The sequence below is a fragment of the Sinosporangium siamense genome (assembly GCF_016863435.1).
In the GTDB taxonomy this organism is placed as follows: domain Bacteria; phylum Actinomycetota; class Actinomycetes; order Streptosporangiales; family Streptosporangiaceae; genus Sinosporangium; species Sinosporangium siamense.
Window position 1 is genome coordinate 253,964 of record NZ_BOOW01000020.1, and the last position, 25,071, is coordinate 279,034.

A 25,071-nucleotide genomic window follows, 5' to 3' on the forward strand; every position below is an offset into this window, starting at 1 on the left:
CACTTGCACCTGGGGAGAGGTGCACGGGACGAATAAGGCTCACTGCGCCACTTCCTCCTCGCTGTGCCGTACCCTCTGCGGGCCGCCGAAGCCGGCCGTCACGACGCCCGCGAGCGCGAGATAGGCCCTGCGGCTCGCGGCCCGCAAACGTGCCGGATCGACCACCGGCGCGCCACCCGGGGCAAGGTCATCCTCCCAGGGCACCCGCACGATCGCCCGGCAGCGTCCACTCGCCACCGCCTCCGCCTGCTCGACGTCCGGCATGCTGCGGCGACTCACGCCGTTCACCACCAAGACCGCTCTGCGCCGCAGATCCCCGCTGCCGTGGCCGTCCAGCCACTCGTAGGTCATCGCCACGGCCTCCGCCGCGTCCTCGTTCGCCGGCACGACCAGCACCAACTGATCGGCGTACGGCAGGACCCGCGCCGCGAGGGCCGCCGCCGGATCCACGATCATCAGCTTGAAGTGGTTGTCCAGCACGCCCATCGCCTGGCCCAGGCGCTGATCGGAGAACAACGTGCGGTCCGCCAGGCGCTGCGCCGCGGCCGCGTCGGTGTCCGCCCCCACCACCTCAAGCCCCGAAGGGCACCGGCTGGTGTAGTTGCGCACACTCAGGTAGCCGCCGACCTGGTCGATGCCGCTCAGCAACGACGACAACGTCTCAGGCGACTCCGGCTTGATCTTGGTGGAGAGGCTGTTGGCGCCGGTGTTCGCGTCGACCGCCAGGATGCGCTCGTCCCGGAAACGGGCGAACGTGTGCCCCAGCATGAGCGCCGTCGTCGTCTGCCCCGCACCGCCCGTGCACCCGAGCACCACGATCCGGCGGCTGCCCGCGAACGCGCCCCGCGTCCGCGCCTCGTCGACCTCCGAGCCGTCCGTACGGCTGCCGCCGGTCCCGATGACCACCTGCGCCAACCGGCGCCAGCCACCCGAGGGGTCGCGGCCCACCACGGACTCGACCCGGCGGACACGCGTCGTACGCGGCTCCTCTTCGCCGTCCGACGCCCGCGGCCCCGGGACCGGGGGCAACACGGCGCCCTCCTGGCGGGCCTGGGCCGACGGGACGGCCCGGATCGACACCGGGGGCAGTGCGGGTGTGTCGGTCCGCTCTTGGGGTTCGTCGGGGTCGTTTCGGCGGGTTGCCTTGGGGTCGTTGGAGTGTGGACTCTCCGGGCCCTTTTCGCGGGACTGTGTCCACCTGTCGGTGACCGCTCTTGGCAGCTCCACTGGCACCGGGGCCCGTTCCGCCTCTACCGGGGTGGCGGGGTCCGCGGTGGCGGCCAGGCGTCGGAGCCTTCGCAGGGCTTCGGCTCCTATTGGGGCCTGGCCGGAGGCCTCGGTTTTTACGGGGGGCTCGGCTTTGGTGGGGGGCTCGTGGCTTGCGGCGGCGGGGGTGGGGTGGTGGGGGGTCTCGGGTTTGGGGGTTTCGGGGGTGTTGGTGCCTTGGGCGTCGGTGGAGGGGGTGAAGGGTTCCACCACGGCGGGCGAGGCCGCCGGCTCGGTGAAGCGGTAGGAGAAGGTGCCGGGCACTTCGTGGGGGGTCGGGGCATCCGGTCGCGTGGGGGCGGTGGGCGCCTCGGGCGTCACTTCGACAGCCCCGGCCGGAGGTTCGTCGGCCGGGTGCTCCTCGTGCGTTGCCGTGACCGCCTTGACCTCGGCCGGGGGTTCGTCGGCCGAGTGCTCGTCGGTCGGGTGCTCGTCGGTCGGGTGCTCGTCGGTCGGGTGCTCCTTCTCCGGGCGGTCCTTGTGCGGGCGGTCCTTGTGCGGGCGGTCCTTGTGCGGGCGGCTCTCGTGCGGAACGGCGACGTCCGCGGCCGGGGGCTCGGCCTCGGCTGACGCCGCCACCTCCACCGGCTTGTCGGGTGTCACCACTTGCGTGGCTTCCGGCTTGGCTTCCCGCAGGGACTCGGTTGTCTGCCGGGACTCGGCTGCCGGATCTTCAGGCGTCGCCGCCCGCGCCGCCACCGGTGCGTCGGCTGCCGCCGCTTGGAGGTGCGCAGGTTCGTCGGCGGGTTCGCCGGAGGGCGAGGCCGGCTCGGCGGGGGTCGCCTTCGGTGTCGCGTCCAGTGCTCGGGACAGGTCGGAGAAGGTCGGCTTGCGCGCGCCGGATGTCCCCTTGCCGGGGCTCTTGCGTGTGGCGGGTGCGGGGGATGGTGATGGCGCGTCGGTGTTCGCCTGTGACTCGTCCGCCGTCCCGGGCGTCGCCTCCGCCGCGACGGGGGTGATCGTCGGGAGGACGGGGATCGCGTCCGGGGCCGACGAGGACGGCGGCACCTTGGAGACAGTCGGAAGCACGGACGGACCGGGCGCTTCGGAAACAGACGGGAGCGCAGACAGAGTGGGCGTCTCGGAAACAGACGGGAGCGCAGACGGCGCGAGCGCCTCGGGAAGGACCGGGACGGCGGTGGGAGGGGAGGAGGCCTCCGGGACAACAGGCCGCACGGATGGCGTGGACGCCTTGGAGATCTCCGTGACCGGTGGGAGGGAGACTGTCTCCGGGCTCGCGGCCGGCACGACAGGGGTCGGCGTCTCAAGTGCGGGGGCCGGGTTTTGCACGGCTTCGCCGTACACACCCTGGGGGGTCGCCGGCGCGGGTGGCGCCGACGGGCCCGGGAGGCTTCCCGCGTGGCGTGGTGCCCGTGTGCGGTCGTCCGCCGGGCGGCGGGTCCTCTCGGGTGTCGCCCACGGGTCGCGCCTTCTACGGCCGCCTCGTGCGGGCTCGGAGCCGGTCGTGGCCGGGGGCATGCCGTGGGCGACCAGGTCGCCGGTGGCCTGGGAGGTGTCCTTGCCCTTGGCGGAGGTGGGCGGCAGTGCGGGGGCCGTCCACGAGGTCGTGTCCGTCAGGGGGGCCCGGGTCGCGGCGGCTGCCGCGGCGGCCACAGCGGGACGGACCCGGCCCGGAGCGGGGGCGGCCTCCCGCTTGGGCGTCTTCGCCTTGTCCTTGGCCTTGGCCTTCGACTTGGCCTTGTCCTTGGCTTTGTCCTTGGCCAGAGCGTGACGGGCCTTCACGCGGGCCGGCTCGGTGCGCCACACGCGGCCGGTCAGCGTGATCTCCGACGGCTCGGAGAGCGGGGTCATGCGGCACCAGGTGCGGGGTTCGCTCAAGTAGCGGACGTAGGACTGGATGAGCTCGGTGAGGCGCTTGCTTTCGATGACCGGCCGGGTGGAAAGCCAGGTGACGACTCCCGGCGGCACAAGGTAGAGCACATGCCAGGGGGCCTCAAAGCTGATGCCGATCAGCCAGAGCAGGAGTGACCACGGGGCCAGCACACCCACGAACACGCCGATCCAGACGATCGGAAGGGGCATGGGAAGCCGCAGGTCGTACAGCTTGTAGAGACGCTTCTCGATTCGCCAGATGTTGGTATATGTGGGGAGATCCACTCGCCCTCCTCTCCACCCCTCGTTCAATCACCGCTCTGGGAAGATCTCAACCATCACCTGATCCCCAGCGCGCCCGCGATGGCCCTGGCGGTCACCTCGATGATGTTGGGCGCATAAAAGATCACACCGATCGCGATGGCCAAAAGGATGAACTGGACAAATCTCGTGATCTCCCGTGTGAAGAGGAAGAAGAGGGCGACCAGCGACACGATCACAAGGAAGAGCGGAGCGAAGACACTGCGGAGCAGGTTGGCCAGCCCCTCGGTGTTGATGCCCGTCGGCACAGGGGTCGGCGAGGCGGCTGCCGCAGCGGCGTTGACCACGTCAACCGACTGCATCAAGACGGTCTTCAGCATGAAATCAGCTCCTCCTGGGGGGTTCGATCAGCCACGGTGAGCGCCTTTCACCCCGGCGGGAAACACGGTCACCCTGGCGGGGAACCCGGTGATCGCCTTCCGGTGAGGAGAGCCGGATGCCGCACCGGCCCGCCTCAACCGAGTGCCGCCGTGGAAAAGGAGGGAAAAACTCGACCGGGCAGTGGTGGCTCACAGCTCGATGGCTCACAGCTCACCCCAGGGTCCGGCTAGCACCGCTGATCTCCTTGATGTACCACTTGTCACTTTGCTTCTCGACGATCAGGTCGTAAGCCTGCTCGAGCTTGCCCTCCGATGCCGCGGGAGCCTCCGGATTCGTCTGAGCACCCGCCGACGGCACACTCCAGGTCACCTCCACCCGGACCTTACGGACATTGCCTCCCGGGGGCACATGCACCTTGTCGAGCGAGACGAAGTCGAAGGCACTGTCAAAGCTCTCCAACCTCACATCCGCCGCGACGAAGCGCTGCAGATCGACAGGATCACCCTCCGCGTATTTCTCGAAGAAGCCTTGAAGCTGAGGACGCAGCTCTACTTCCGTCGCCTCATCCCTGCTCTCCTCAGGCGGCGAGGGGAACGCAGCCTTGGCGGGGGCCGGGAGCACGGCCGGATATTCCGGCACCACCAGCCCGCCACCCGAGGCGAAAACCGGCACGGAAAGCATCATGCGTCGATTGCCTGACTGGAAGAGCAGAACCACCACTGCATTGCGGTCGTCGGTAACCTTCGTTTCGTAAGGCTGAATGGCACCGGCCTCCATTTTGCCGAGGCCGTCCCAGCCGAACTGCGTCGGAGCCCCATCGGGAAGATAGGCCGCGAGGCGGCCGGCCCGCACGTCGGGCTTTGCCCCATCGAAGTTCAGATAGACCTGAGCGAACTGAACGGCGAACGCCTCGGCCTTCGCCACCGGGAACTTCGGCTGCGCCTCTGGCACCACCCCGGCGGGGGCGCTCCCCTGGGTCAGCCGCTCGAACGGTGCGCGGACCCCGTTGACCACCACTACGATGATCAACGCCCACAACACGGCCCGCCCGGCCCACACGAACCATCGCCCGCCGCCACCGGACCAACCGCCCCTGCGCGAGGCGCCTCTGCCTCGCTTGGACGACCGGTCGAGGTCCGACAAGTCTGAAAATGCTGGTAGGTCAGAGTCCCCAGCCACCCGAGAGTCGTGCTGGACAGTTGACCTTCGAGCCATCACGCCTCCGCTCGCGCCGATCCCCCGGCTTGGCGCGACCTCGCCCTACACCTTGACCCGGCTGATCCGTGGTGAAGTAATCACCCTATCGGCCCTGCCAATTGTTCCAGGAAAGCCACGCCCATGCTGCAGGCATCCTCTCCTAGGGGCAAACACCGTCCACATAGCGAACCACCCACCTCCGAGCAGCATCCGGCAGGCTCGCATTACCGCAGGCCAACCCGTGTCGCCATTACCAAGAAGCCACTGAGCGCTTACCGGATAGCCACACTATTCTGCCCATCCCCCCACAACCCACCCAATAGCGCATTTACCGCCCAAATGGGCACGTTTACGACATTTCCCCCAACCAAAACCCCACACACAGCGTGCCCACCCGACTCCCCTCCGGAGCGGAGCCGACCCCATGCGTCACGTCAGGCGATCTCCAAGAGCCCGCAGCAGCCGGACCCCGACGCGGAAGAGCGACCACGCCCGACCAAGGTGATCATATTGACGGCCCCAGACCGGCGAAGCCCCTTATAAGGCAAGGCCGAAAAACACATTCGGCAAGCCGTGGTGTACAGCGTGGCAACATTAGTCCCAAGGACATCGAGGCGGTCCGCCTTGGCGAAATGATGAATGACCATGGCATCGGCTATGAGCCGGGGCAACGAGTTGCTCTGCCCGGCCACACTCATGGAGCATCGTCTTCTTCGATCCTGGGCAGATCCGCCAAACTCTGAAGCTGACCGTGCATCAACTCCAGGGCTCGGTTACCCGCGATCCGCCCCTGTCGATATGCCTCCATTACGGCGTGTGCAAAGCTCGGAGGCACACGGATGGCGCCGAGGTCGGGCAGAGGGGTCCATCCCAGGGAGTCTCTGAACTCTGCATAGGTCGGCGTATTCGGACGAAGCTTTTTTCTTCGCCTGCGGTTATCAACCCTGCCGCACGAGCCTGTCGCAGAACAAGAGTCCAAGAAGTGCGGTATTCAGCTGCGAGCCTGACGAGAATCGATCGGCTCGACGCATTCGCCTCTCGGGCCCGGCGAACGACTTCCACAGGCAAGAGGAGCTCCGCCGCGAAAGCATCTATCATCGCTTCTCGTTCAGACCGGGAAGCGTTGACTCCTGCATCTGTTGAATATTCATCGCCGAGTATTAAGTGCCCCAGTTCGTGAGCCGCAGTGCTGCGCCGCCGACCCGGAAGGCCACTGAGGCTCACAACGGCTGCCGCTATATCACCGTCGACAGCCGAGGCTCCGTCCCCCGGAAGATCGGTCACAAGGACATATTGACCGCACCGCTCGCTGAGCCCGGCCATGGAGTCTATGGCAGAGGCCCCCAAACCAAGGTCACCTCTTAGCCATCTGGCAGCCTCCGCCGCGGCCGAGGGCCCGTCGACCTTGTGCGGGTATCGCTTAATCGGCTTCAGGTCGAGTGTGCCCAGTGATACGAGCATGCCGATCTCACGAATCCATGCGGCCAGTGAACTGTCGAGGCGATAGGAGATCTGGGCAGAGTTCGTCACCGTGTCCTCAGCCAGTGGCGTGCGATGTGACATCACCGCCGGCGGCGTGTTGAGGAAGTGCCCCATAGGCATATCAAGCGCACGGGACAGTCGGACAAGCTCCAGCGCATCAAGCCGCCTTGAACCGGCCTCAATCTTGCTGATCATGGTTCGATCAAGATCGGTTTTCTGCGCAAGCTGCTCTTGCGACATCCGCATGGTCAACCGCGCTTCACGGACCCTTTCCCCGATCTCACTCCAGTCGAGGGTGGTCATGGTGCGATAATCGCACACCCGCCAGTGAGTGGACAGACTGTCAGCGCACCCGGGATAACTTTGCTCAACCGCCAAGATGACCCCGTCGTACATCGTCTCCTGCGAGGACACAGGGCTGTCCCTGATGGTGCGGAGCACCAGAAGGCCGAGCTCGCTCCACCTACGGGGTTCCGGGAGCACAACTTTCCTGGGCGCGCGCTGACAGCGACCCAGCTTGAGCCCTCGCTATCGGCTTTCTCCACTACAAGGTCAGGAATCAGCGCTAGCGGGAATCTCTCAGTTTGAGAGGAGAGGTGTTGGTATGCGTGCGGTGATGTTTGAGCGGTTTGGGCAGGTGCCTGAGGTTGTTGAAGTGCCTGATCCCGCGCCTACCGAGGACGGGGTGGTGGTCAGGGTGGAGGCCACGGGGCTGTGTCGTAGTGACTGGCACGGGTGGATGGGCCACGATCCCGACATCCGGGTGCCGCACGTGCCGGGGCATGAGCTGGCCGGGGAGGTGGTGGCCGCGGGGGCGTTGGTGCGGAACTGGGAGCCTGGGGATCGGGTGACCGTGCCGTTTGTGAGTGCCTGCGGGCGGTGTGCGATGTGTGCGCAGGGCGATCAGCAGGTGTGTGAGCGGCAAGAGCAGCCGGGGTTCACCTACTGGGGGTCGTTCGCGGAGTATGTGTTGCTTCATCACGCGGACGTCAATCTTGTCGCTCTCCCGGCCACCATGGCCTACGGCACCGCGGCGAGTCTTGGGTGCCGGTTCGCGACGGCGTTCAGGGCGGTGGTGGTTCAGGGGCGGGTCCGGCCGGGTGAGTGGGTCGCCGTGCACGGGTGCGGCGGGGTGGGGTTGTCCGCGGTGATGATCGCGGTCGCGTGCGGGGCCAGGGTGGTGGCGATCGACGTGTCCCCGGAGGCGCTGGTGCTCGCCGGGGAGCTCGGAGCGGCAGTCTGCCTGAACGCCCCGACGGTCGAGGCGATCCGGGACGCCACCGGGGGTGGGGCTCACGTGTCGCTGGACGCCCTGGGGAGCCCGGTCACCATGGCGGCCTCGGTGAGGTGTCTCCGGCGGCGTGGGCGGCATGTGCAGGTGGGTCTGCTGCCCCTGGGCGACCCCGAGGTGCCACTGGGGCTGGTGCTGGCCCACGAGCTGGAGATCCTCGGCAGCCACGGCATGGCGGCCCACGCCTACCCGCCCATGATGGCCATGATCGAGGCGGGCACACTCCGCCCGGACCGCCTGATCACCTCGACCATCGAGCTGGCCGCCGCTCCCACGGCGCTCTCCACGATGGGCACCGTGCCCGGCGTCACCGTCATCACGCCACAGATCTGACATCCGGAGTACGGCAAAAGCCCGGCTCACGCCGTACCCGAACCAGAACCCGACCACCTCTCGAGTACGGCAAAAGCCCCGCTCACGCCGTGCCCGACCAGGTCACACGTTGAAGCGGAACTCCACCACGTCGCCGTCGCGCATGACGTAGTCCTTGCCCTCGATGCGGGCCTTGCCCGCGGAGCGGGCGGCGGCGAGGGAGCCGGCTTCGACGAGGTCGGTGAAGGAGACGACCTCGGCCTTGATGAAGCCGCGCTGGAAGTCGGTGTGGATGACGCCGGCGGCCTCGGGGGCGGTGGCGGACTTGCGGATGGTCCAGGCGCGGGCCTCTTTGGGGCCGGCGGTGAGGTAGGTCTGCAGGCCGAGGGTCTCGAAGCCGACGCGGGCGAGCTGCGACAGGCCGGACTCCTCCTGGCCGACGGACTGGAGGAGCTCCAGCGCCTCCTCGTCGGACAGTTCGACGAGCTCGGACTCGATCTTGGCGTCGAGGAAGACGGCCTCCGCGGGGGCGACGATGGCGGAGAGTTTGGCGCGCAGGTCGGCGTCGACGAGTTCGTCGGCGTCGAGGTTGAAGACGTAGAGGAACGGCTTGGCCGTCAGCAGGTGAAGCTCGCGCAGGTCGGCGGGGTCGATGCCGGCGGCCTTGGCGCCGGCGTAAAGCGTGGTGCCGCCGTCGAGCACCTTGACGGCGGCTTCGGCCGCGTCGAGGGCGAACTTGCGGTCCTTGTTGAACTTGGCTTCCTTGGCGAGGCGCGGGAGGGCCTTCTCCAGGGTCTGGAGGTCGGCGAGGATCAACTCGGTGTTGATCGTCTCGATGTCGCGCTGGGGCGACACGTCGCCGTCGACGTGGGTGACGTCGGGGTCGTTGAAGACCCGGATGACCTGGCAGATCGCGTCGGTCTCGCGGATGTTGGCGAGGAACTGGTTGCCGCGCCCCTGCCCTTCTGACGCTCCCCGGACGAGGCCGGCGATGTCCACGAACTCCACCTTGGCGGGCAGGATCCGGGCGGAGCCAAAGATCTCAGCGAGCTTGTCCAGGCGCGCGTCGGGAACACCGACGATGCCCACGTTGGGCTCGATGGTGGCGAACGGGTAGTTCGCCGCGAGGGCGTTGCCGCTCTTGGTCAGCGCGTTGAAAAGCGTGGACTTGCCAACGTTGGGCAGGCCGACGATGCCGATGCTCAGGCTCACGTAGGCCGAGTTTAGAGGGCCGGGCGCACTGCCCGCTCCCCGGACACCGTGTCAGCGGGCCGACAATCGGCGTAGACAGGTCACAGGCCGGAGAGTGCGGTGATCGCTCACACGCAGGTAGTGGTCCGATTCTTGCCGACATTTCTCATGGGAGACCGCAAAATCCACCACCCGCGCCCACGCGTCCGAGGAGGTGCAGGCCACCTTGCGGAGCGCCGACCTGGCCACGAGGCGAACGTTGGGCTTGGCCAGGCAGTGGCCGCGGCCGAGCACCCGGCCGCCCGGACCGAGGCAGACCAGGGCGTCCCGCCCCACAGCGATCGTCTCCACCGTCGCCGAAGGGCATTTTTCCGGACTTATCGTGACCGCTAGGGCTTTGCCGTACCACGTGCCGCTTGTGCACGGCCGCTCCCCGCCGCCGGCGTCCACGCAGTCGCCGCTCCGCAACACCCCGCCCCCGCCGCCGGGATCGCCCGGGTGCGGGGGGCTCAGGTTGCGCAGGCACGCCGTACGGCTGCCGCGGACGGCGGCGAACTCATCGGTGTTGGGCGGGCACTGGGCGGGCGAACCCTCGACGACACGCGTCACCGTGCCCGCGGCGCCGGCGCACGAGGCGAGGACGAACGTGCCGGGCTCGCGGCGCACGCACGCCCCCGCCTCCCACGACGTGGCACTCGGGCGGACCGTGGCCGCGGCCTGGCCGCCGCGCCGCTGCTCCTCCACGACCCGCGTGACGATCACGACGACGCCCGCGGTCACCACGGCGAGGGACACCGCCACCGCCAACCCGAGGGACAGCGCCGGCCTAGGATGAAAGCCGCTCCCCGTGTTCACATCAACACCTTGCGTGACAATGCCTGCTGCACACAAGCGGAATGCGATATCCCCGGTCGATGCCGGACGCGTGTCGGGCGAGGCGAGCGCCCATCGGCCCTGAAATCATGCGCCTTGTGGACGTCATGGCACTCGCTTTCCAGCTCGCCGTGGGCCTGGCGGCCGGCCTCGCGATCGGCTACGCGATCGGCAAGTCGCACGGCGCGGCTGCCGCGGCCCGCGTCGCCGAAGCCGAGGCCCGCGCCAAGGCCGCCGAGGAGAAACTCGCATATGTCGAGGAGCAGCTCACCGACCGTTTCCAGGCGATCTCCACCCGCGCGCTCGACGTCAACAACCTCCGGTTCCTGGAACTCGCCGAATCCCGCCTCGCCGCCACCCGCGCCGAGGCGGCAGGCGACCTCGACCAGCGCCGGCAGGCCGTCGAGCACATGATCGAGCCCCTCCGCACCGCCCTCGACAAGATCGAGAACCAGCTCCGCGACACCGAGTCGGGCCAGCGCGCCGCGCGGGCCGAGCTCGCCAAGCAGATGGAGTTCGTACGGCACAGCGCAGGAGAACTGAAAGACCAGACCACCGCCCTGGTCCGGGCGTTGCAGCGACCGGAGGCGCGGGGCCGCTGGGGTGAGCTCCAACTGCGCCGCGTGGCCGAGATCGCCGGCATGCAGCGCCACTGCGACTTCGACGAGCAGGCGACGGCGGCGACCGCGGAGGGCACGCAACGGCCCGACATGGTCGTACGGCTCGCCGGAGGCAAGAACATCGTCGTGGACTCCAAGGTCTCGCTCGCCGCCTACCTGGAGGCGGCAGAAGCCGGGGAGCCGGAGGTGCAGTCCGCCCGCCTCGACGCACACGCCAGGCACGTGCGCGAGCACGTCGACCGGCTCGCGGCGAAGGCGTATTGGCAGGCGTTCTCCCCGGCCCCTGAGTTCGTGGTGCTCTTCATCCCCGGCGAGGCGTTCCTCGCTCCCGCCCTGGAACGCGACCCGGCGCTGCTTGAGCACGCGATGGGCCGGCGTGTGCACATCGCCACCCCGACCACGCTGATCACCATGCTCCGCACCGCGCAATACGCCTGGCAGCAGGCCGCGCTCAGCGACAACGCACGCGTGGTGTTCGAACTCGGGCGGGAACTCTACGAACGCCTCGGCAGCCTCGGCCGCAATGTCGAACAACTGGGGAGATCACTCAACCGCGCCGTCGAAAACTACAACAAGACAGTCGGATCACTTGAAAGCCGAGTCCTGGTGACGGCACGCAAACTCCACGACCTAGGGGTCGTTGACAGCAAACTGGACACGCCGAACCTCGTGGAGGAACTCCCGCGCGCTCTGGCCTCCCCCGAACTGATTCAGGAAGAGAACCCAAGCTCACCTCTGATGTCGCGCGTCAACGGTAAATTGGCGGGCGACCCGTCATGACGTGCACCGCCGCGGCGTGCGCGACGATGGAAGCGGCGAGACACAGGCGAAGGGGGCCAGGATGAGCGGGGGCACTCAGCCGGCACGGCCTGCCCGCGTCAAGCTGACCGCCCGGGGATCCATCGTGTTCATCCTGCTGGTGTCGCTGGCCGGGCACACCCTCACGTCGTGGACGGGCGTGGCCGTCCTCACCGGGATATCGTTCGTGTCCGCCTGCCTGATCGGCGTCCTGCTGCTCAACCGGCGCGACCTGCTGTCGCTCGTCGTCACGCCGCCACTGGTGTTCCTCGTCGCCGCCGTGGCCGCCGAGGCCGTCCGCGCCCTCGGCAGCGGTTCCGTGCTCCAGACCTTCGCCCTCGGCATGTTCACCACGTTGTCGAGCGGCGCCCCTTGGCTGTTCGCCGGCTCCGCCGTAGTCCTCGCGGTCGCCTGGCGCCGCGGCCTCCGCGACAACGTCCGCACCCTCCGCGACGAACTCCAAGCCCCCCGCCCAACCCCTGCAGCTACCGCCCAGCTCACCCCTCAGCCCAGCCCGCACCCCGACCCCCAGCCCGGTCCGCAGTCCGGTCCGCAGCCCGGCAAAGAACCTCCCTCTCCAAAGGCCAAGGACACCCGCAACAAGGGCAAACGCCGCAACAAGGTCGAGTTCATGCCCGAACCAGAGGGCTACTTCGAACCCAGGGTGTACGGCACAACCCGCGAGACGGACTCCCCCAAACCCTGACCCCCAAGGCACCACGCTGCCACAGCCGGCCCGCGGCACAGCGGAACCCCAGATTGCCCGGCGACGAGGGACCGACAAGCCGACGGCGAGCCTCGAACACCTGCCCGGTCCTGTCCGAGTACCGCTGCGGGGAGAAGCCCCGCAAAGCAGGCCGGCCGACTCCAACCGCCTGACACCACACCAGCGGCTGCAGGGGGACGAGGGCACGAGACCCACGGAGCACGAGATAGACGGACATAGCTGGGAGGCGGGAGCGGGGAGGCTGGGGACTCGCGGCGAGCCCTGAGCATCCTGCCCGGTCCTGTCCGAGCACCGCGACGGGCGAGAGACCCTGCAAAGCAGGCCGGCCCGCTCCGCTCTGGCCGACCAGCGAGGGTGGGGGAAATGAGGAGGCCCGGCGGGGTGCGCCGGGCCGGAGGGGTGTGGGGGTTAGGAGCGGAGGTCGCGGCGGAGTTCGTGGGGGAGGGCGAAGTGGACTTTTTCGGCCATGGACTCCACCTCGGTCACGTCGGTGTAGCCGCGGGCGGCCAGGTGGGTGAGGACGCCTTGGACCAGTTCCTCGGGGACTGAGGCGCCGCTGCTGAGGCCGACGGTGGTGACGGCCTCGAACCACTCGTCGCGGATGAAGCTCGCGTCGTCGACCAGGTAGGCGGCCTTGGCGCCGGCGGCCAAGGCTACCTCGACCATGCGCTTGGAGTTGGAGGAGTTGTCGGAGCCGACCACGAGGAAGAGCTCGGACTCCTGGGCGATCTCCTTCACGGCGACCTGCCGGTTTTGGGTGGCGTAGCAGATGTCGTCGCTGGGCGGGTTCATGAGGTTGGGGAAACGCTCCCGCAGTCTGTCGACCGTTTCGATGGTCTCGTCGACGGACAGGGTGGTCTGGGACAACCACACCACACGGTTGGGGTCGCGGACCTGCACCCCCTGCACGCCTTCGAGGCCGTCGACGAGCTGGATGTGCTCCGGGGCCTCGCCGGCGGTGCCTTCCACCTCTTCGTGGCCTTCGTGACCGATCAGCAGGATGTCGTAGTCATTGGAGGCAAACCTTTTTGCCTCCTTGTGGACCTTGGTGACGAGTGGACAGGTCGCGTCGATGGTGCGCAGCCTGCGGTCGGCCGCCTCCTGGTGCACGGCGGGCGACACGCCGTGGGCGGAGAACACCACGATCGCGCCTTCTGGCACTTCAGCGGTCTCTTCCACGAAGATCGCACCCTTGGCTTCGAGGGTCTTGACCACGTGGGTGTTGTGCACAATCTGCTTGCGCACATAGATCGGCGCTCCATAACGTTCGAGCGCCTGTTCGACGGCGAGGACCGCCCGGTCCACTCCTGCGCAATAGCCTCGAGGCTTCGCGACGAGAACGCGTCGGGTCGTCGGGGTCACCGCAGCAGTCATGTTTCCTATGCTACGTGGAACGACGAAGGGCACCACGCGCGCGGCCACGCACTCGGAGCCATTCAGTCTTGCCAGACTTAACATCCAATACCTGACCTCCCAGGGAGTCGGCATGTCACTTACGGACTTCGTCCGTTCCATCGCAAAGTCCTTCCGCGACGCCCTCTCAGGTCGAGAGGAGTCCAAGGACACGAAAGAGGCCGAGAAGGCCGCCAAGCCCGATGACACCACGGCGACGCAGGCACCGCAGGACACCAAGGAGTCCCCCGCCGACCTGCCCGCCCAGGTGATCCAGACCGTCACGACCGGAGTCGAAGAGGCGATCCTGCTCGGCGACCGCGTCGTCCGCTCGACGCTCAAGCGCATAGCGGGGCAGGAGGAAGAGGAAGAGCAGGCCAAGAAGGACACGTCCGCGGACACCGCCGAAGGCGCCAAGACCGACGCCAAGGAGGCGGAGGGTTCTGAGCCCGCCCGCCGCGCACCGGTGATCTTCGCTCCGCGCACGCCGGAGGGCGGCGGCCCCGACTCCAACGGCGCTCCGGCGAGCCGCCCCGAGCCGGTCATCTTCAAGCCCGCCAAGGCCGCCGAGCCGGTCGCAGCCGAGCCCGAGCTGGCACAGCCCAACGGAGCCAACGGCGCTAATGGGGCCAACGGGGCAGGGACCAAGGGGGCCGCCGAGGTGTCCACCGCCGTCACGGCCACGACCATTCCCAGCACGCCCGAGGCCGCCAAGGACGGCGAAGCCGAAAAGGCGGACGAGGCGGAAAAGGCTGTCAAGGACGGCGAGACCGTCGCCGAGGCGACCAAGAAGCGCGCGACCAGGAAGACCTCCACGAAGCCCGCGGACGAGACGACGGCCGCGGCACCCGCGGAGGCCACCGTGGAGACCGCCGAGGCCACCGTGGAGGCACCGGCCGCGCCCAAGAAGCGCACCACCACCCGCAAGACCACGGCCAAGGCCGCCGAGCCCGCCGCCGAGGCGCCCAAGAAGCGTGCGCCCAGGAAGACCGCCGAGGAGACGTCCGCGGCACCCGCGGAGGCCACCGTGGAGACCGCTGAGGCCGCCGTGGAGGCTCCCGCCGCGCCCAAGAAGCGTGCGCCCGGGAAGGCTGCGGCGAAGCCCGCTGAGGAGACGGTTGAGGCCGCCGCCGAGGCCCCGGCCAAGAAGCGCGCCACCCGTAAGACCACGGCCAAGCCCGCAGCGGAAACAGTCGAGGCCGCCGCCGAGGCACCTGCCGCGCCCAAGAAGCGCGCCAGCACCCGCAAGGCCGCCACGGACACCGCTCCGAAGACGCGTGCCCCCGGGAAGGCCGCCACCGCCGCTCCCGAGGCCGCAGCTCCCGAGGTTGAGGAGGCGACGCCCGCCGCGGCTCCCACGCAGGCCGAGGAGGCCGTGAGCGCCACCGGCACGGCCGCTCAGGCCACGGCCGACACCGTGAACGACACCGCCCAGGCGGCGGACGCCGCCGCGGCTCCCGCCGTACCGGCCGAGCCGATGCCCGGATACGCCGACCTGACGATCGCCTCCCTCCGGGGGCGGTTGCGCAGCCAGTCGGTCGAGCAGATCCAGGCGCTGCTCGCCTACGAGCGGGCGACGACCGATCGGGAGGCCGTCGTGAAGATGTACGAAAACCGGCTCGCCAAGCTGGAAGCCGGAGAATAGTCCGCCGCGCCCCATAGGCTCCCCCCATGAGCGCGAAAACCTCGCCGGAACAGCCGTTGCCGGTCCGCACGGTGCTTCAGATGGTGGCCGGGTGGATCGGCAAGCTCGGCACAGTCTGGGTGGAAGGGCAGATCACCGAGCTGACCGCTCGCGGCGGCACGGTGTTCGTGACGTTGCGCGACCCGGTCGCCAACGTGTCGGCGCGGGTCACATGCCCTCGGGGTGTCTATGAGGCCAGCGTGCCCCGTCCGGTGGACGGGGCCAGAGTGGTGGTCCACGCCAAACCCGACTTCTGGGTCAACCGTGGGTCGTTCGCGTTCACGGCGTTGGAGATCCGGCCGGTCGGGGTGGGTGAGCTGCTCGCCCGGCTGGAGCGGCTCCGGCGGCTCCTCGCGTCCGAAGGGTTGTTCAACGCCGATCGCAAGCGGCGGCTGCCGTTCCTTCCCGGCGCCATCGGGCTGATCTGCGGCCGCGACTCGGCGGCCGAGCGCGACGTGCTGGAGAACGCGCGGCGCCGCTGGCCGGCGGTGCGGTTCAAGGTCGAGCAGGTGGCCGTACAGGGGCCATACGCCGTGGGCGAAGTCACCGAGGCGCTCCGCAAGCTCGACGCCGACCGCGACATCGACGTGATCATCGTGGCGCGGGGTGGGGGGTCGCTTGAGGATCTTCTTCCGTTCTCGGACGAGTCGCTTGTGCGCACCGTCGCGGCCTGCCGCACCCCGGTCGTGAGCGCGATCGGCCATGAGCAGGACAGCCCGATCCTGGACCTCGTGGCCGATCTCCGGGCCTCGACTCCCACGGACGCGGCCAAGAAGGTCGTCCCCGATGTCGGCGAGCAGCTCGTGCTGATCCGCCAGCTTCGTGATCGTGGGCGGCGCGTAGTCGGCGGCTGGGTCGAGCGCGAACGCGCCTGGCTCGCCTCCATGCGCTCCCGCCCCTCCCTCGCCGACCCCGTCCGCGAGATCGAACGCCGCGCCGAGCAGACCGACCAGCTCCGCGACCGCGCCCGCCGCTGCCTCAGCGGCTCCCTCGACCGCGCCGGGGACGACCTCCAGCACATCCGCGCCCGCCTCATCGCCCTGTCACCCGCCGCCACCCTCGAACGCGGCTACGCCATCGCCCAGCGCCCCGACGGCGAGGTCATCCGCCACGCCGCCGACGTCGCCCCAGGCGACCCCCTCACCCTCCGCTTCACCGACGGCCGCCTGCCGGTCCGCGCCGAAGCCGACCCCGAACCTTCCAGCTGAATTACGGCAGAAGCCCCCATGGCCCGCCCGCGCCGCCCTGGCTCAAGGTCTTCTCGCGAGCGTGCCGTCGCACATATGACCCGCCGCCACCCTCGCACCATTGGCCTCGTCACAGCCGGCCGCCGCGAAGGTCGTGTGGGCTTCGCCGTACAAGCACCCCCTCGCAGGAGCGTCGCGGAAACCGGCACCGCCCCTCCGCCGGCCAAGGTCACCTCGTGAGGGCGCCCGCTCGCGTGTGCTTCGCCGTACCCCGGGTGTGCGACCCGGCTCCGGACCTTGGCGGGTGCGTCTCCCGGAGGGGCGTCAGGGCCTAGGGTGGGTGTGTGGCAGCAGCAGAAGAGGCGGCGACGCCCTCCTACGAGAAGGCGCGAGAAGAGCTGGCCGACGTGGTCCGCCGGCTTGAGGCGGGTGGGCTCACGCTGGAGCAGTCGATCGAGCTGTGGGAGCGGGGGGAGCGGCTCGCGGCGGTGTGCGAGGAGTGGCTCCAGGGCGCCCGGGTGAAGCTGGCGGCGGCCATGGCGCGCAGGTCGGACTTGTCAGAGGACGAGGAAGAGGGCGACTCCCCCTTCTGACGCCCCCGTCCTTCTGCCCCCACGTGACCACTTCCGCCCGTGTGGCTGCCCGTCTTCGCGGGTTCGACTCACACTGAGCGGGCCAAACGGCCGGCTATGTAGTGGGTTTGGGTTGCTGCTTGAGGGATGCCGCCAGCGTGCTGAGCTCGTCCCAGTCCGCCGTGCCCGTGACAATCAGGGTCGCGTCGGGCAGGAAACGCACGAGGCTGCGCTGGTCCTTGTCCTTGCGGAAGCGCTCTTCCCAAGTGGCACCGGCGATGTCGCGTTTGCCGACGACGGCCTCGCTGTTGGCCAGGCGGCTCGCGAACTTGTCGGCCGGCTTCTCGTCGCTCTGCACCAGCATGGCGTGGGCCCTCTTGGCGGTGGCGAAGCCGAGGCGCCAGGTGTGGGTGCCCTTCTCGGTGGTCATCCGGGAGCTGGTCGGCACCCAGTTGGCGGTGGGCGCCGACGGGGCCCACACGGTGTAGGGGGCGGCGCGGCCCAGGTTGGCGATGTCCATCGAGTAGTCGACCCGGGGGATGTGCTCCTCACGGCTCTGTGGCGCGATGAGCAGGAAAATGCCGACCAGGCCGAAGCACACGGCGACGGCGACGACGTATCCGTAAAATCCCTGGGTGAAGCGCTGCACGAATGCCGAGATTACCCGCTCACAGGCCCGGTCGGCCCCCCGGGCGGCGGATCGGGCGCCTCACCTGCGACGAGACCTCCGACGGCAAATTCGATCCAGAAAGCCGTAGATCGAACATGACCGACGGACATCACGCCCCTGGGCGCCGGATCTGCCCGATGATGGCGAGGATGTCCTCCGCCATCTTGCGCGCCGTCTCCTCGTCCCCCATCAGCACCACCTCCGAGGTGGCGGCGGCCAGGGCTCCGGTGATGACGACCACCAGCGCCCCCTCGTCCCCCTCGAACAGCGCCGCGTTGCGCTTGGCCCACTGCCGCATGCGGTCGCGCATGGTGACCTCGAAGCCAGGGGGACCGTCGCCGCGCAGGAAGAGTGCGGCGAGGTCGCGTTCGGCGAGGCAGCCCTCGAGGTAGGCGCGGGCGCCGGCGATGAACTGCCGCATCGGGTCGCTCTCACCGGCGGCGCGTGCGGTGTGCACGGCCTGCTTGGTGCGCTGGGTCTGGCGGGCCTGAAACTCTTCGAACAGCGTCAAGTAGAGATCGGCTTTGCCGGAAAAGTGATGGTAAAGACTTCCGACGCTGGCTCCCGCCCGGGCGACCACATCGGTCACTCCAGCCTCGGCGAAACCGTTCGTGACGAAGATCTCCCGCGCCGCTTCCAAGAGCGCGGTGCGTGTAGCCGCGCCCCGCTCAGAGGTGCGAACTGTCACGCCTGTCACCGACCGTCCCGCGTCACTGCTCATGGTGGGCACATTATCCTCCCTCAGATCGGTGAAAGGGGGCTGACTACGATCGTGGCAGTAGTCCATGAGAGGGGTCCGTAACCATGTCCGATCAAATGTACGATCAGACCTCTGTTCCAGCCGCCCTCGCTACAGGCGCCCGCGCGCCCGATCGCAACCTGGCTCTTGAGCTTGTGCGTGTCACCGAGGCGGCGGCGATGGCCGCGGCCCGGTGGGTGGGCCGGGGTGACAAGAACGGCGCCGACGGCGCGGCCGTCAACGCCATGCGCCAGTTGATCAACACGGTGTCCATGAACGGCGTTGTGGTGATCGGTGAGGGCGAGAAGGACAACGCGCCCATGCTCTTCAACGGTGAGCGCATCGGCGACGGCAGTGGTCCGGAGTGCGATGTGGCGGTCGACCCGATCGACGGCACCCGCTTGACGGCGATGGGCATGACGAACGCCATTTCTGTGATCGCCGTGAGTGAGCGCGGCTCCATGTACGACCCGTCCGCGGTCTTCTACATGGAGAAGCTGGTGACCGGCCCGGAGGCCGCCGACGCGGTGGACATCGAGGCGCCGGTGGCCGACAACGTGCGGGCGGTGGCGCGGGCCAAGGGTGCTTCGCCGTCCGACGTGACGGTGGTGATCCTCGACCGGCCGCGCCACGAGTCGATCGTGAAGGAGATCAGGAACACCGGGGCGCGCATCAAGTTCATCACCGACGGCGACGTCGCGGGCGCGATCATGGCCGCCCGGGCGGGCACCGGTGTGGATCTGATGCTCGGCATCGGCGGCACGCCGGAGGGCATCATCGCCGCGTGTGCGCTCAAGTGCCTGGGCGGTGTGATCCAGGGCCGCCTGTGGCCGCAGAACGACGACGAGCGCCGCCGCGCCCTCGACGCCGGGCTTGAGCTGGACCGGGTGCTCACCACCGACGACCTCGTGACGTCCGACGACGTGTTCTTCGCGGCGACGGGCATCACCGAGGGCGAGCTGATGGAGGGCGTGCGGTTCCGCGGTGGCAACGCGGTCACCAATTCGCTGGTCATGAGGGGCCGGTCGGGCACGATCCGGCACATCAAGAGCGAGCATCAGCTCACCAAGCTAAGGGCCTACAGCGCGATCAACTTCGACAGCGCGATCTGACGTTCCCGGCTTCCCCCAGGCCGCCGGTCCGCCGCGAACCACCCCCGCCGGGATCATCACCGCAACAGGCGGCGCAGCCGCCAACCTCCCGGCGGCCTCGGGGTCTTCGGGGTCTTCGCATGGATCGACCCCATCGCGATGAACCCCGCGATCTCGATGGTCGGCGCGTCGCCCGCGTCGCCGGTCTTGACGTTGCTCTTCTTGCTGCCGAGTACGGCGGAAGCCGGCATGATGACCCGCACCCCCTTCGGCACGAGCAACGTGAGCGAGCCACCGAGGATCGTGACCTGGACGCGGATGTGGTCGGTCTGGAGCACCGCCTCCCGCAGGTCGAGGGTGACGTTGGCGCAGATGGCGGTCGCGGAATAGTGCGGCGGGACGATCCAGCGGCCCTCCTTGCGCTCGGACCGGAAGAACGCCATGGCAGGCCGCGTGTCGGTGCGCAGCGGCTGCGACTCGGGCGGCAGCAGGTCGGCGACGAGCCGGTTGAGCTCGCCGAGGGTGCGGGCGCGGAAGGCGAGCTCGGTGCGTTCCTCGAACTCGCGCATGGTGAGCCGCCCGTCCGCCGTGGAGTCGCGGAGGACGGTCACGATCAGCTCCCGGTCGGAGTCGGCCGCGCGCAACTGGTCGGGACGCGGCGCGCCGCCGGAGAAAGAGGGCACGAAGCCACGCCCCTGCAGAAAACCATCCACTCTACGAGAGTAGAACGCCGGGGCGGAGAAAACGTCGTGGAGTTCTGTCGGTGTCGAATCCTATGGTTGGGCCATGACGAACCTTGCCCCGGCGATCTTCATCCGCGGCGCGGTCAAACGCTATGGCGAGATCACGGCGGTCGACGGGCTTGACCTCGTGGTGCCCGACGGCATCTGCCTGGGCCTGCTCGGCCCCAACGGAGCGGGAAAATCGACGACGATGCGGCTGCTGACGGGGCAGTCGCGGGCCGACGCGGGTGAGATCCGGATGCTGGGCCTGCCGATGCCCGCCCAATCCAAGCAGGTGCGTGCGCTGATGGGCGTCGTGCCGCAGATGGACAACCTCGATGAGGATCTGACGGTGCGCGACAACCTGGCGGTGTTCGCGCACCTCTACCGCGTGGCCAAAGGTGAGCGTGAGGCGGCGGTGCGCCGGGCGATGGGCATCGCGCAGCTCACCGATCGCGCGGGCACCCGGGTGAGCAAGTTGTCGGGCGGCATGCGCCGCCGCCTGCTGATCGCCCGGGGTCTCGTGCACTCGCCGCGGCTGGTGCTGCTCGACGAGCCGACCGTGGGCCTCGACCCGCAGATCCGGCAGGAGCTCTGGTCGCTGATCTCCCGCCTGCGGGAGGACGGCGTGACGACGCTCATGTCGACGCACTACATCGAGGAGGCCGAGCGGCTCGCCGACGAGTGCGCGCTGATGTCGCACGGCAAGGTGGTGGCCAGGGGCACCCCCGGCGAGCTGATCAAGGAGCACGCGGGTGAGGAGGTGCAGGAGCACTTCGCGCCGTCGGAGCGGCTGGCGGAGCTTGAGTCGCTGGCCAAGGGCCTCGGCTTGTCGACGCGGCGCACGGGGCCCTCAGTGTCGGTGCTCAAGTCCGAGCAGCTGACCGAGGAGCAGCGGGCCCGGCTCGGCCCGCCCAACGTGCGCAGGGCGCCCACTTTGGAAGACGTGTTCGTGGTCCTCACGGGGGAGACGGTGGAATGAGCACCGGGGAGACGATTGCCGAGGCCGCCGGGGCCGCCCGCGGGGAGGAGTCCGCGCCGCGGGTGAGGGCGTTCGAGTGGGCGCCCGTGCGCGGGGTGTGGCGGCGTGAGCTCGCGCTTTATCGCCGCTACTGGCCCTCGACCTCGTTCGCCTCCGTCGTCGAGCCGACGATCTATCTTTTGGCCTTCGGATATGGCTTCGGTTCGATCATCGGCACCGTCTACGGCTACGAATACCGCGAGTTCGTCGCGACCGGCGTGGTAGCCACGGCGGTGTTGTTCATCGGCGCCTTCGGCGGCATGTTCAACACCTTCATCCGCCGCAGTTTCCAGCGCACCTACGACGCGATGCTCGCCGCCCCCGTCGACGTGCGCGAGCTCGTGACCGCCGAGGCGTCGTGGCTCGCGGCCAAGGCGGGGGTCTACGGCTGCGCGCCGCTGCTCGTCGGCATCGCGTTCGGGCTGGACCCGAGCTGGGGCATGCTGCTGGTGCCGTTCATCGGCTTCCTCACCGGGTTGCTCTTCAGCCTGTTCGGCATCTGGGTGTCGGCGATCGTGCCTTCGATCAACACGTTCGACTACATCATCACCGGGGTGATGACGCCGCTGTTCCTGGTCGCGGGCACATTCTTCCCGGTCGACCAGCTTCCCGCGTGGGCGTCCACGGCGGCGTGGTTCAACCCGCTCTACCACTGCGTGGAGCTGGTGCGCGACTCGGTCTTCGGCAAACTCGGCGTGCACGACCTGACCCATGTGGGGGTCCTGATCGCCTACACGGCCTTCCTGTGGGGCCTCGCGGTGTGGAAGATGCGCGCCCGCCTCATCGACTGAGGCCGGGGCCGGAGGGTCCGGGAGCGGTAGCGGCCTCGATCGGCTGAGCCCGCGGCCCGGCCGCGCCCCGCTCCGCGGGTTATCCGCAACCGGGAAGCAGCCGCAGCGCCAAGGCCGACACGACCTCGTCGGCGCGGCAGCCAGGCGAAGCCGACGGCCGTGGCCGAAGGGCCGTGGCCGGTGCGATGGGGGCAAGAGGTCCGGTGGCGGCCTCGATCGACTGAGCCGGGGTCCGGTCGGGACCGGAGGGCCCGGCGGCGATGGCGGGCTCGATCGGCTGAGCTGCCGCCCGGCCGCGTTCTGCGGGTTATCCGCGGCCGGGGAGCAGCCGCAGCGCCAGGGCCGACACGACCTCGTCGGCGCGGCGCGGCGGCAGCCGGGCGAAGCCGACGACCAGGGCCGGGGGTCCGTGGCGGGTGCGCATGGGGGCGAGGCGTTCGGCGGGCAGGCCGGCGGCGATGGTGGCCTCGACGGCGGCGTCCTCGTCCCAGTCCGCGGGGAGCTCCAGGCACACGTGCATGCCGGCCGGCACGCCGCGCACCCGCACCTGCGGCAGGTGACGGCCGAGGGCGGCGATCAGCGCGTCGCGGCGTGCCCGATATTCGCGGCGCATGCGCCGCAGGTGCCTGTCGTAGGCACCGGTGGCGATGAAGTGGGCGAGCGCATATTGCTCGATGACGGGTGAGCCGAGGTCGAGCAGGCCGCGGGCGCGGCGCACGGCGCGGGCCAGGCGGGGCGGCGCCACGATCCAGCCGAGGCGCAGGCCGGGGGCGAGGGCCTTGCTGACCGAGCCGGCCAGCACCACGTTGCCGGGGGCGAGACCCTGAAGGCAGCCGACGGGGTCGCGGTCGAAACGGAACTCCGCGTTGTAGTCGTCCTCGATGATTATCGCGCCGGTGTCGGCGGCCCAGGCGGCCAGGGCGGTGCGGCGCGCCGGGGACAACACGACGCCGGTCGGATATTGGTGGGCGGGGGTGACGAGCACGGCGTCCGCGCCGGTGCCGCGGAGGGCGTTGACGTCGATGCCCTCGTCGTCGACGGGCACGGGCACGGTTTTGACCCCGGCGGCGCCGATGACGAGCCCCTGGCGGTCGCTGGAGGGGTCCTCGACGGCGAGGAGCGCGCCGGGGCCGAGGGTGCGCAGGGTGAGGCTGAGCCCCTGCACGACGCCGCCCACGATGACGACGGTCATCGGGGTGACGTCGGCGGCGCGCACCCGGCCGAGGTAGGCGGCGATCTCCTCGCGGAGTTCGAGCACACCGGCGGGGTCGGGATAGTCGAACGCCTCGGCCGGCATCGTGGTGAGCACATGTCTGACCGAGGAAAGCCACCGTTCCCGGGGGAAGGCGGCGAACTCCGGCGAGGTGGGTCTGTACGGCGAAGCCAGCCGGGTGTGTTGCGGGAAGTCCGGCTGAGCACCGACGGTGACGGCGGCCGCCGCGACAAAGGTGCCGGCGCCGACCTTGGACACCAGAAACCCTTCTGCCACAAGCTGCTCATACGCCTCGACCACCACACCGCGCGACACGCCGAGGTCCTTGGCGAGCTCACGGCTGGCGGGCAGCCGCACATCCGCGACAAGCCTGCCGTGCCGGATCGCGTCGCGGAGTTCGCGGGCGATCTGCCCGGCCATGTTGCCCGCCGTGCGGTTGAGCAATAGGTGGAGATCGGCCAATTGGTCCCCCATTCTTCGTTCCCATTGGACCAGATATGTGAGCCATTGGCTTCCTAGCATTCCCCTTATGAACGGAGCCGCACCGGGGTGCACCACAGCTGCCCTCGACTCCAGGCTGCCCGACGCCGCGCCGGCCCCTGCCCGCGCCGTCCCGGGCGGACGAGGTCTTTCCGTCGCGGGTGCCGCGACCGCTATGTTCCTGGTGGGCACCCTCGCACCCGTCTCCGATCTGATCAAGGAGTTTCCCGTCTACGGGGGCCAAGCGCTGCGTTACGCGGCGGGCGCCGCGGTGCTGTTCGTGGTCTGCATGGTGATGCGCCTGCCTTTCGTACGGCTCACGCTTCGTGAGCTTGGCCTGCTCGTGGCGTTGACGACGCTTGGGCTGGTCCTGTTCAGCGTGAGCATCGTGGAGGCGGCCAGGTATGGCGGCGCGACGCTGGTCGGCACGCTCCTCGGGGCCACACCGCTCATGCTGGCGCTCGCGAGCGGCAGGAGGCCGTCGCCGCGGCTGCTGCTCGGGGCGAGCGCGGTGGGGGCGGGCACGGTCGTGGCCACCGGGCTGGGCACCGGTGGCCCGATCGCGCTGGCCTGGGCGGTCACGACGCTGATCTGCGAGGTGAGTTTCTCGCTGCTTGCCGTGACACTGCTGCCCAAGCTGGGGCCGATCCGGACCTCGGCCTACGCGACGGCTCTCGCCGTACCGATGTTCCTGATCATCGGCTGGGTCGCGCACGGGACCGCGATGATGCGGATGCCGACGGTCTCGGAAGTACTGGGGTTCGGGTACATCAGCATCCTTGTCACGGTGTTCGCGTTCTTGCTGTGGTACTCCGCGTTGCAGCGCCTGGGTACGGGGAAAGCGGGATTGTTCGCGGGGCTGATCCCGATCGGGACGATGATCACGGCCATGGTGGTCGGGCTTGGGATGCCGACGATCGGCGAATGGGGCGGTGCCGTACTCGTCGTGGCGGGGATCGTGATCGGGCTCAAAGCACAGGAAAGCCCGGCGGAGGACGCTGGGACGCGCCCACCGCGGGTGCCGGCGACCGCCTCGTCCCTGAGTGCGGACTCGCGGCGATGACGGCGATCAGCGAACCGGCCACTGTCGGTCGGGGCCGCTGATGCCCTTCAGGACGATCGCCACCAGGCCTATGCCGAGGGCGAGGATGATGACTATCCCGAGGCCGATCATGACCCACATGCCTGCGTCCATGACTTCCCCTCTCTCGACCTGAATCGAATGTCATGGATTGGGGCTTATGTCCCACTCTATGACGGTTACTCGTGCTCTATCG

Annotated in this window: 22 protein-coding genes; 10 read left to right on the forward strand and 12 right to left on the reverse strand. The window is 69.1% G+C overall.

The features are described from left to right. Positions 1 to 39: 39 nt before the first annotated feature. From Ssi02_RS39315 to Ssi02_RS16510, 4 genes are all read right to left on the reverse strand, one after another. Positions 40 to 3,384, reverse strand: a complete 3,345-nt coding sequence (locus Ssi02_RS39315) for a TcpE family conjugal transfer membrane protein (protein WP_204026404.1) — start codon at positions 3,382 to 3,384, stop codon at positions 40 to 42. A gap of 53 nt (positions 3,385 to 3,437) precedes the next feature. Beyond that, positions 3,438 to 3,740, reverse strand: coding sequence for a hypothetical protein (locus tag Ssi02_RS16500; protein ID WP_239128962.1), 303 nt, complete (start codon positions 3,738 to 3,740; stop codon positions 3,438 to 3,440). 211 nt (positions 3,741 to 3,951) lie between these two features. Beyond that, positions 3,952 to 4,770 carry a conjugal transfer protein gene (locus Ssi02_RS16505; RefSeq protein WP_239128963.1) on the reverse strand — a complete coding sequence of 273 codons (819 nt, stop codon included), beginning with the start codon at positions 4,768 to 4,770 and terminating at the stop codon, positions 3,952 to 3,954. A gap of 975 nt (positions 4,771 to 5,745) precedes the next feature. Beyond that, positions 5,746 to 6,834, reverse strand: a complete 1,089-nt coding sequence (locus Ssi02_RS16510) for a helix-turn-helix domain-containing protein (RefSeq protein WP_239128964.1) — start codon at positions 6,832 to 6,834, stop codon at positions 5,746 to 5,748. A gap of 241 nt (positions 6,835 to 7,075) precedes the next feature. Between Ssi02_RS16510 and Ssi02_RS16515 the strand changes: the two genes are divergently transcribed. After that, complete coding sequence (locus Ssi02_RS16515) at positions 7,076 to 8,044, forward strand: zinc-dependent alcohol dehydrogenase family protein (RefSeq protein ID WP_239128965.1); 969 nt, start codon at positions 7,076 to 7,078, stop codon at positions 8,042 to 8,044. Between the two features lie 102 nt (positions 8,045 to 8,146). On the opposite strand, the gene ychF is transcribed toward Ssi02_RS16515, so the two are convergent. Together ychF and Ssi02_RS16525 are read right to left on the reverse strand one after the other, a co-directional pair. Further along, positions 8,147 to 9,235 (reverse strand): redox-regulated ATPase YchF, encoded by a 1,089-nt coding sequence (gene ychF / locus Ssi02_RS16520; RefSeq protein WP_204026410.1) that lies wholly within the window; start codon positions 9,233 to 9,235, stop codon positions 8,147 to 8,149. A gap of 51 nt (positions 9,236 to 9,286) precedes the next feature. Then, on the reverse strand, positions 9,287 to 10,069 hold the full coding sequence (locus Ssi02_RS16525; RefSeq protein WP_204026411.1) for a hypothetical protein: 783 nt from the start codon (positions 10,067 to 10,069) through the stop codon (positions 9,287 to 9,289). Positions 10,070 to 10,185: 116 nt separating this feature from the next. Here Ssi02_RS16525 and Ssi02_RS16530 point away from each other — a divergent pair, with 116 nt between their 5' ends. Both Ssi02_RS16530 and Ssi02_RS16535 read left to right on the forward strand, forming a co-directional pair. After that, the gene (locus Ssi02_RS16530; protein WP_204026412.1) at positions 10,186 to 11,487 is read left to right on the forward strand and encodes a DNA recombination protein RmuC; all 1,302 of its coding nucleotides are present in this window, start codon (positions 10,186 to 10,188) and stop codon (positions 11,485 to 11,487) included. Between the two features lie 61 nt (positions 11,488 to 11,548). Beyond that, positions 11,549 to 12,211 carry a DUF6542 domain-containing protein gene (locus Ssi02_RS16535; protein ID WP_204026413.1) on the forward strand — a complete coding sequence of 221 codons (663 nt, stop codon included), beginning with the start codon at positions 11,549 to 11,551 and terminating at the stop codon, positions 12,209 to 12,211. Positions 12,212 to 12,640: 429 nt separating this feature from the next. Here the strand turns inward: Ssi02_RS16535 and Ssi02_RS16540 are convergent, their stop codons facing one another. Further along, a complete protein-coding gene (locus tag Ssi02_RS16540; RefSeq protein WP_204026414.1) occupies positions 12,641 to 13,606 on the reverse strand; it encodes a 4-hydroxy-3-methylbut-2-enyl diphosphate reductase in 966 nt (321 codons plus the stop codon). Between the two features lie 112 nt (positions 13,607 to 13,718). Here Ssi02_RS16540 and Ssi02_RS16545 point away from each other — a divergent pair, with 112 nt between their 5' ends. The 3 genes from Ssi02_RS16545 to Ssi02_RS16555 all read left to right on the forward strand — a co-directional run bounded on the left by Ssi02_RS16545 (position 13,719) and on the right by Ssi02_RS16555 (position 17,088). Then, on the forward strand, positions 13,719 to 15,269 hold the full coding sequence (locus Ssi02_RS16545; protein WP_204026415.1) for a DUF8129 domain-containing protein: 1,551 nt from the start codon (positions 13,719 to 13,721) through the stop codon (positions 15,267 to 15,269). Positions 15,270 to 15,295: 26 nt separating this feature from the next. Continuing rightward, positions 15,296 to 16,516, forward strand: coding sequence for an exodeoxyribonuclease VII large subunit (gene xseA, locus Ssi02_RS16550; RefSeq protein WP_204026416.1), 1,221 nt, complete (start codon positions 15,296 to 15,298; stop codon positions 16,514 to 16,516). Between the two features lie 323 nt (positions 16,517 to 16,839). Then, a complete protein-coding gene (locus tag Ssi02_RS16555) occupies positions 16,840 to 17,088 on the forward strand; it encodes an exodeoxyribonuclease VII small subunit (RefSeq protein ID WP_204026418.1) in 249 nt (82 codons plus the stop codon). A 94-nt stretch (positions 17,089 to 17,182) separates the two neighbouring features. Here Ssi02_RS16555 and Ssi02_RS16560 read toward each other — a convergent pair whose 3' ends face one another. Further along, a complete protein-coding gene (locus Ssi02_RS16560; protein WP_204026419.1) occupies positions 17,183 to 17,716 on the reverse strand; it encodes a DUF4245 domain-containing protein in 534 nt (177 codons plus the stop codon). Positions 17,717 to 17,846: 130 nt separating this feature from the next. Further along, positions 17,847 to 18,458: a TetR/AcrR family transcriptional regulator gene (locus Ssi02_RS16565; RefSeq protein ID WP_204026420.1), complete on the reverse strand. Its 612-nt coding sequence runs from the start codon at positions 18,456 to 18,458 to the stop codon at positions 17,847 to 17,849. 95 nt (positions 18,459 to 18,553) lie between these two features. Between Ssi02_RS16565 and glpX the strand changes: the two genes are divergently transcribed. After that, entirely contained in the window at positions 18,554 to 19,588 is a 1,035-nt protein-coding gene (gene glpX / locus Ssi02_RS16570; RefSeq protein ID WP_204026647.1) for a class II fructose-bisphosphatase, read from the forward strand. A 56-nt stretch (positions 19,589 to 19,644) separates the two neighbouring features. On the opposite strand, the gene Ssi02_RS16575 is transcribed toward glpX, so the two are convergent. Then, positions 19,645 to 20,250, reverse strand: coding sequence for a DUF1707 SHOCT-like domain-containing protein (locus tag Ssi02_RS16575; RefSeq protein WP_239128967.1), 606 nt, complete (start codon positions 20,248 to 20,250; stop codon positions 19,645 to 19,647). A 103-nt stretch (positions 20,251 to 20,353) separates the two neighbouring features. Between Ssi02_RS16575 and Ssi02_RS16580 the strand changes: the two genes are divergently transcribed. Together Ssi02_RS16580 and Ssi02_RS16585 are read left to right on the forward strand one after the other, a co-directional pair. Continuing rightward, complete coding sequence (locus Ssi02_RS16580) at positions 20,354 to 21,271, forward strand: ABC transporter ATP-binding protein (RefSeq protein ID WP_204026421.1); 918 nt, start codon at positions 20,354 to 20,356, stop codon at positions 21,269 to 21,271. Further along, positions 21,268 to 22,101, forward strand: coding sequence for an ABC transporter permease (locus Ssi02_RS16585; protein WP_204026422.1), 834 nt, complete (start codon positions 21,268 to 21,270; stop codon positions 22,099 to 22,101). Before Ssi02_RS16580 ends, Ssi02_RS16585 begins: the two co-directional genes overlap by 4 nt. 307 nt (positions 22,102 to 22,408) lie before the next feature. On the opposite strand, the gene pdxR is transcribed toward Ssi02_RS16585, so the two are convergent. Beyond that, complete coding sequence (gene pdxR, locus Ssi02_RS16590; protein ID WP_239128968.1) at positions 22,409 to 23,788, reverse strand: MocR-like pyridoxine biosynthesis transcription factor PdxR; 1,380 nt, start codon at positions 23,786 to 23,788, stop codon at positions 22,409 to 22,411. A gap of 55 nt (positions 23,789 to 23,843) precedes the next feature. Here pdxR and Ssi02_RS16595 point away from each other — a divergent pair, with 55 nt between their 5' ends. Then, the gene (locus Ssi02_RS16595) at positions 23,844 to 24,857 is read left to right on the forward strand and encodes a DMT family transporter (protein WP_204026423.1); all 1,014 of its coding nucleotides are present in this window, start codon (positions 23,844 to 23,846) and stop codon (positions 24,855 to 24,857) included. Between the two features lie 6 nt (positions 24,858 to 24,863). Here the strand turns inward: Ssi02_RS16595 and Ssi02_RS39320 are convergent, their stop codons facing one another. After that, positions 24,864 to 24,989, reverse strand: a complete 126-nt coding sequence (locus Ssi02_RS39320; RefSeq protein WP_275410692.1) for a hypothetical protein — start codon at positions 24,987 to 24,989, stop codon at positions 24,864 to 24,866. Between the last annotated feature and the right edge of the window lie 82 nt (positions 24,990 to 25,071).